At 66.5% G+C, this 5,438-nt stretch carries 4 protein-coding genes; all 4 read left to right on the forward strand.

Features of this window, described 5'->3' with window-relative positions; all coding sequences use genetic code 11:
* A partial coding sequence (locus ACIQ3B_RS17790; protein ID WP_397404964.1) for an amidohydrolase family protein occupies positions 1 to 623 on the forward strand: 623 nt, incomplete at its 5' end.
* A 117-nt stretch (positions 624 to 740) separates the two neighbouring features.
* Entirely contained in the window at positions 741 to 1,445 is a 705-nt protein-coding gene (plsY, locus tag ACIQ3B_RS17795; RefSeq protein WP_397404966.1) for a glycerol-3-phosphate 1-O-acyltransferase PlsY, read from the forward strand.
* Positions 1,442 to 2,533, forward strand: coding sequence for a DNA-processing protein DprA (gene dprA, locus ACIQ3B_RS17800; RefSeq protein ID WP_397404968.1), 1,092 nt, complete (start codon positions 1,442 to 1,444; stop codon positions 2,531 to 2,533). The genes plsY and dprA overlap by 4 nt, the downstream gene beginning before the upstream one ends.
* 98 nt (positions 2,534 to 2,631) lie before the next feature.
* Positions 2,632 to 5,244, forward strand: coding sequence for a type I DNA topoisomerase (topA, locus tag ACIQ3B_RS17805; RefSeq protein WP_397404970.1), 2,613 nt, complete (start codon positions 2,632 to 2,634; stop codon positions 5,242 to 5,244).
* Positions 5,245 to 5,438: the final 194 nt, after the last annotated feature.

Below are 5,438 nucleotides of genomic sequence, written 5' to 3' on the forward strand. Positions count from 1 at the left end.
ATCTGGCGCTGGTGGAACTGACCGGCGCACCGTTCATTGTGGATCAGGTCACAACGGGCGCGGCCCTGGAGAGTCTGAAGCGCGGCCTGGACCGGGGTCTTCCCGTCACGGCCACCACCTCGATCAATCACCTGTCCTTCAATGAAATTGACATCGGGGACTATCGCACCTTCTGCAAGGTAGACCCACCCCTGCGCTCGGAGGGCGATCGGCAAGCGGTGATCGACGCGGTCGCCTCCGGCCTAATCCAGGTCATTGTTTCCGCCCACGCCCCGGCCCCGGCCGAGGACAAGCGCCTGCCCTACGACGAAGCGGCGCCCGGCGCGGTGGGCCTTCAGACCCTGCTGGCGGCCCTGCTGTCTTTCCATCATGACGGACGCATTCCGCTGATCGATCTGATCCGGACCGTGACCTCGGCGCCGGCGAAGCTGCTGGGTTTGCCGGCGGGGCGCATCGCCAGGGGTGCGCCGGCGGATCTGGTGATCTGCGACCTCAACGCCCCGGTGGTGATCCAGGCCGACAAGCTTATCTCCAAGTCCAAGAACTCTCCGTTCGACGGACGCAGGCTCCAGGGAAAAGTACTGCGTACCGTCGTGGACGGTCGGACGGTCTACGCCATCTGATCGACCCGGCCCCTACGTTCCTATAATGTTCTTGAAATCAAACTCGACACTGCTAGGTTGCGAACGCGACCGCTGACGAACCCCCGGCGGCGCGCTAGGACTTGGTGTCCAGGGGGAATGTCCATGTCGCCGAACACAATGCTCTTCGCGCTTGCCATAATCGGCGGCTATCTTTTGGGATCCATTCCGTTCGGCGTTATCGCAACCCTCATGGGCGGCGCGGGCGATATCCGGTCGGTCGGATCCGGCAACATCGGTGCGACAAACGTGCTGCGGACCGGTCGCAAGGACCTGGCGGCGATCACCCTGCTGGGGGACGGCGGCAAGGGCGCCGTGGCGGTGCTGCTGGCCTGGTTGATGGCGCGGACTGTGGCCGGCGCGCCGGAAGCAACACTGATCGCCCTGGCGGCGGGCTCAGCGTTTCTCGGCCACCTGTTTCCGGTCTGGCTCAACTTCAAGGGCGGCAAGGGGGTAGCAACCTTTCTGGGCACGCTTCTGGCGGCTGCCTGGCCGGTGGGTATTGCGGCTGCGGTTGCCTGGCTGATCGTGGCGTTCGTGTTCCGGCTCTCATCGCTGGCAGCCCTTGTGGCTGTCGCCCTGGCGCCGGCAGTAGCGCTCGTGCTGGGGCGGCCGCACGCCATAGTGCTGCTGACGCTGTTCATGGCGCTGCTTGTGTTCATTCGCCACGAAGACAACATCCGACGCCTTCTGAAAGGTCAGGAACCCCGCATCGGCGCCAAGACATCGCCAACCGCAGGTCACAACGGAGGCCCACCAATGCCGCCCGAGCTCTACAAGGATCAGGAGACACCGCAGGCGTGACACGGGCCCTTTCCGACGCTCAGCGCCGCGATTGGCTGCGGCTGGTCCGCACAGAAAACGTTGGATCCGTAACCTTTGCACAACTCATAGCCCGCTTCGGCGAGCCGTCGCTGGCGCTCGCCGCCCTGCCCGACCTGGCGCGCCGTGGCGGACGAATGGCAAGCCTGAAGATCCCCAGCGTCGCAGAGGCCGAGCGTGAACTGGCCGCGGGCGCGGCGCTTGGTGCGCGGATGCTGGCGGCATGCGAGCCGGCCTTCCCCCTGCCTCTGGCAACCCTGGACCCGCCGCCACCCCTGTTGTGGGCGCGAGGCGACACCCGGATCCTGAGTCGCCCGGCGGTCGCGATTGTCGGCGCCCGTGTAGCCTCTGCGGCGGCGCAACGCTTTGCCCGGGGGCTGGCGGCGGAGCTGGGTCAGGCCGGCTTCGTCGTGGTCTCGGGCATGGCGCGCGGCATCGATGCTGCGGCGCACGAAGGGGCCATGGCCTCCGGCACGGTCGCCGTGCTGGGCGGCGGTGTGGACGACATCTATCCGCCCGAACACCGTCCGCTTTACGATCGCATCCGTGAGGCAGGGTGCGTGGTGTCGGAAAACGAGCCGGGACGCATCGCGGTCGCCCGTGATTTCCCACGCCGCAACCGCATCATCGCCGGACTCTCACGCGCCGTTGTGGTCGTGGAGGCCGAGCTTCGTTCCGGATCGCTGATCACCGCACGCCTGGCTGGCGAACAGGGCCGCGAGGTACTGGCTGTGCCGGGTTCGCCGCTGGATCCGAGAGCCCGAGGCGCCAACGATCTACTCCGCCAGGGCGCGGCGATCTGCGAAGGAATCGACGACATCCTGCGGGCGCTGGAGGGCCTCCGTGGCTTTGAGGCGCCGACCGCGACGCCCTACCGCGACGCGCCCGCGGAACCTGACGACGGCCTGCGAAAACGCCTGGCGGACCTGCTGTCGCCGACCCCCGTCTCACGGGATGAATTGGTGCGCGCGACCGGTGCGCCAGCCCCCATGGTCTTCGCCGCCCTGACCGAACTGGCGCTGGCCGGACGGGCCGAACTGCTGCCCGGAGGCATGGTGGCAAGAATCTAGCCCCTAAAGGGGCTGGTGAAATCCGATGTAATCCGACCGTTGACAGGCCGTGGGCGCCGCCCCCACGTTCCGCGTTCTTTTCTGGAACAGTCCCCCGCATGAAGCTCGTCATCGTCGAGAGCCCCGCCAAGGCCAAGACCATCAACAAGTACCTTGGCGCCGACTTCAAGGTGCTGGCCTCGTACGGCCACGTTCGCGACCTGCCCGCGAAAGACGGCTCGGTGCGTCCGGACGACGACTTCGACATGTCCTGGGAAATCGACGGCAAGGCCGCCAAGCGGCTCTCCGAGATCGCCGAGGCCGCCAAGGGCGCCGACCGCCTGATCCTGGCGACCGACCCCGACCGCGAAGGTGAGGCGATTTCCTGGCACGTGCTGGAGATCCTCAATAAAAAGCGCGGCCTGAAGGACATTCCGGTCGAGCGCGTGGTGTTCAACGCCATCACCAGGACTTCCGTTCTCGAGGCCATGACCCATCCGCGCCAGCTGGATATGGAACTGGTCAACGCCTATCTGGCGCGCCGCGCGCTGGATTATCTGGTGGGCTTCACCCTTTCGCCGGTGCTGTGGCGCAAGCTGCCCGGCGCGCGTTCAGCCGGACGCGTGCAGTCGGTGGCCCTGCGCTGCGTCGTGGACCGTGAGCTCGAGATCGAACGGTTCAAGACCCAGGAATACTGGACCGTCGAGGCCGAGGTCTCCGCCGGCAGCGATCCCTTCACCGCGCGGCTGGTGAAGCACGATGGCAAGCGCCTGACGAAGTTCGACCTGGGCAACGAGACCAGCGCCCTGGCCGCACGCGACGCCGTCAGGGCGGCGACGTTCTCGATCACGGCCCTGGAACGCAAACCGGGACGCCGGTCCCCGCCCCCGCCCTTCACCACCTCGACCCTGCAGCAGGAGGCCTCCCGCAAGCTGGGTTTCGACGCCAAGCGGACCATGCAGGCGGCCCAGCGGCTGTATGAAGGCATCGACATCGGTGGGGAAACCGTCGGCCTGATCACTTACATGCGAACCGACGGCGTGCAGACCGCGCCGGAAGCGCTGGACGAAGCCCGCGACGTCATCGGCGGCCTCTACGGCAAGGACTATGTGCCGGAAAAGCCCCGGTTCTATTCCACCAAGGCCAAGAACGCCCAGGAGGCCCACGAGGCGATCCGCCCCACCAGCTTGGCGCGAAACCCCGGCAAGATGCGGCTCGAGGGCGATCTGGGACGGCTCTATGAGCTGGTCTGGAAGCGGATGATCGCCTCACAGATGGAAAGCGCCAGGATCGAGCGCACCACCATCGATATCGACAGCGCCGACGGCAAGACCGGCCTGCGCGCCACCGGCCAGGTCGTGACCTTCGACGGCTATCTGGCGGTCTATGAAGAGGGTCGCGACGACCCCGACGACGAGGAAGGCGGCCGTCTGCCGCAGGTGACGCAAGGCGCCGCCGCCCAGGTGAAGTCCGCCAAGGCCGACCAGCACTTCACCGAGCCACCGCCGCGCTATTCCGAAGCCAGCCTCGTCAAGAAACTGGAAGAACTCGGCATCGGGCGGCCCTCGACCTATGCCTCGATCCTGACGGTGCTGCGCGACCGGGCCTATGTCCGGATGGAAAAGCAGCGCTTCATTCCGGAAGACAAGGGTCGCCTGCTGACCGCCTTCCTCGAAGAGTATTTCGCCCGCTACGTGGAATATGACTTCACCGCCGCACTGGAAGAACGCCTGGACCTGGTGTCGGCCGGCGAACTGGACTGGAAGGTGCTGCTCCGCGAGTTCTGGCTCGAATTCAACGCCAAGATCGGCGAGACCGCCGAACTGCGCATGAGCGACGTGCTCACGGCCCTCGACGCCACGTTGGGCCCGCACCTGTTCCCCGCAAAGGCCGACGGCTCCGACCCGCGCGCCTGCCCGGTCTGCAACAGCGGCCGTATGGGCCTGAAGAGCAGCAAGTATGGCCCGTTCCTGGGATGCTCCAACTATCCCGAGTGCCGCCACACCCGGCCCCTGACCGTGGCCGAGGAAGGCGAGGACGGCCCCACCGGCGATCGTGAGCTGGGGATCGATCCGGTAACCGGCGAGACCGTGTTCCTGAAGACCGGCCGCTTCGGCGTCTACGTTCAGCTTGGTGAGGGCGAGAAACCGAAGCGTTCCAGCCTGCCCAAGGGCTGGTCCGCGCCGGACATGGACCTGGACAAGGGCCTGCGCCTGCTGCGCCTGCCGCGCGATGTCGGCAATCACCCGGAAGACGGCAAACCAATCGTCGCCGGGATAGGCCGATACGGGCCCTTCGTGCTGCACGACGGAACCTATGCCAACCTGCCATCGGCGGACGAAGTCTTTGACGTTGGCGTGAACCGCGCCGTCGACCTGCTGGCCACCAAGCGGGCCGGGCGACGCGGCGGGGCGGAGTCGGCGGCGCTGGCGGAACTGGGCGCGCACCCGGTCGACGGCCAGCCGATCCGCGTGCTGTCAGGCCGCTACGGCCCCTACATCAAGCACGGCGCCACCAACGCCAATGTGCCGCGCGGCGCCGACCCGCTTTCAGTCACTCTCGAACAGGCCATCGAACTGATCGCCGAACGCGTAGCCAAGGGCGGCGGCGGCAAGGCCAAGAAGCCGGCGCGTGCGGCCAAGGCCAAGGCGGAACCGAAGGCGGCAGCGGCCAAGAAGGCGCCGGCCAAGAAGAAGTCGCCTGCAAAGAAGAAGGCGCCGGCGAAGAACTAACCCCCATCCCGCTCATCCCGGCATTCGCCGGGATGAGCGGGATCGTTTAGCGATCTAGCTTGTCTACGCTAGAGCGGTTTCCCTACGCTGTGAATCGGGAGGGATTCCCAAATCAGTGATGGAGTGATTCAAGCTGCATGCTGGTGAAGGAGGCCGGCATGCATGGGTCATCCTCTGTCATGTGATCTTCGGGA

This window comes from Phenylobacterium sp., from assembly GCF_044358365.1.
GTDB lineage: Bacteria > Pseudomonadota > Alphaproteobacteria > Caulobacterales > Caulobacteraceae > Phenylobacterium.

Coding starts and splice junctions, on each gene's coding strand:
- plsY (WP_397404966.1), top strand. CDS start 741: ATGTCCATGTCGCCGAACACAATGCTCTTCGCGCTTGCCATAATCGGC.
- topA (WP_397404970.1), top strand. CDS start 2,632: ATGAAGCTCGTCATCGTCGAGAGCCCCGCCAAGGCCAAGACCATCAAC.